This window comes from Streptomyces sp. NPDC002130 (assembly GCF_040296465.1).
Taxonomy (GTDB): domain Bacteria; phylum Actinomycetota; class Actinomycetes; order Streptomycetales; family Streptomycetaceae; genus Streptomyces.
Window position 1 is genome coordinate 1 of record NZ_JBEOXI010000919.1, and the last position, 1,319, is coordinate 1,319.

The 1,319-nt window shown below is 59.5% G+C and carries 2 protein-coding genes and 1 tRNA gene; 1 reads left to right on the plus strand and 2 read right to left on the minus strand.

All coding sequences use genetic code 11. The features are described from left to right. Window positions 1–19 precede the first annotated feature (19 nt). Complete coding sequence (locus tag ABT116_RS46965) at window positions 20–394, minus strand: DUF3662 domain-containing protein (RefSeq protein WP_351647472.1); 375 nt, start codon at window positions 392–394, stop codon at window positions 20–22. A 254-nt stretch (window positions 395–648) separates the two neighbouring features. Here ABT116_RS46965 and ABT116_RS46970 point away from each other — a divergent pair. Next, window positions 649–734 (plus strand) — tRNA-Leu (locus tag ABT116_RS46970). A 52-nt stretch (window positions 735–786) separates the two neighbouring features. Here ABT116_RS46970 and ABT116_RS46975 read toward each other — a convergent pair. After that, entirely contained in the window at window positions 787–1,128 is a 342-nt protein-coding gene (locus ABT116_RS46975; protein WP_351647474.1) for a hypothetical protein, read from the minus strand. Window positions 1,129–1,319: the final 191 nt, after the last annotated feature.

Below are 1,319 nucleotides of genomic sequence, written 5' to 3' on the forward strand. Positions count from 1 at the left end.
GGACTGCCCATGTCGTGCGCTAATCTTCAGGTGTCAGCGCGCGGGTGAGTGACTGACCGGTGTGGAGCGTAGGCGAAGGCTCGAATGTGACCGAGATATCGCCGTACGTCTGCCAACCCTGATCGCGGATGAAATCCTGCAGGTGTCGGCTGAAAGCTTTTGTCGTCAGTTCGCGATCGGCGGCCAACTCTTCGTGATCGGAGTTGTTGATGGTGATCACGTAGTTGTTGGGGGCGAGAAGGATTCCGCCGCCGAGGTGCTCGACGCGGTCACGTGCCTCCTGCTGGAGCGCCGCCTCTACTTCCTGCGGCACAACACCACCACCGAAGACCCGCGCGAATGCGTCGCCGACAGCTCCTTGGAGCTTTCGTTCGAAACGCTGCACGATGCCCATCGGGCCCTCCTCTCGCCTCGCATCTACGACGGCAAAATGCTCGGCAAGTAGCGCCGGCACCGCCTTGTCGCGTGTCGTCCAAACTGCTGTACAGGTTCCACGGTACTGTCAAATGTCGCTTCGGCAGTACCTGGCCGCTGTTTCAGCATGGTATCGGTTCTGGGCTTTTGGGTGCTCGGTGTTCATCGATTCGTGCCCTGAACTGCACGAATAGAACTTTCAAAGTTTGTCGTGATAATGTTTCGGCGTTGCTCGGGCGAGTGGCGGAATGGCAGACGCGCTGGCTTCAGGTGCCAGTGTCCTTCGGGACGTGGGGGTTCAAGTCCCCCTTCGCCCACCACAAGACGAGGCCCTAACTCCTTTGAGTTGGGGCCTCGTTTTTTTGTTGTCGGCTAACTGGCCGCAGCCTGAATGAAGCTCAGAACGAAGTCCAATGCGGTGCCTGCAAACGGGTCTCCGACTGGTTGAGAGGGCGCGGCGGGCGCAGTGATCTGAGGGTTCATCATCCCTGGCGGCAGTGTGCCGGGCGGGAGATTGATGATTGCGTTGATGTCGTAGATGGTGTTGTCGGGACCGTTGGTCACCGAGAACGAGATACTGCCGAAGTCGACGACTGGACTATCGGCTGATGCAGTACCCACTGCACTGCCGAAGGTGATCGCGGCAGCGAGCGCGCCGACACCGAGCGCGGCGGTGGTCCGGGACAAACGAGTAGGCGTTTCGAGTCCATTCACAGGTGTGCTCCCTTTCGTGTGTGCTCCCTTTCGTGGTGACAGCATCCGCGTGGGAACGCGGTGGAGCCACGAGATTGCAACCACTATCGAGGAAGATAACGGACATTCACTCCATGGTGGGGTGGTTCGACACGAAGTGCTTCGTCGTTTGGGCCCACCTCGACGTCGTGACGATCACGTGCACACCGAAG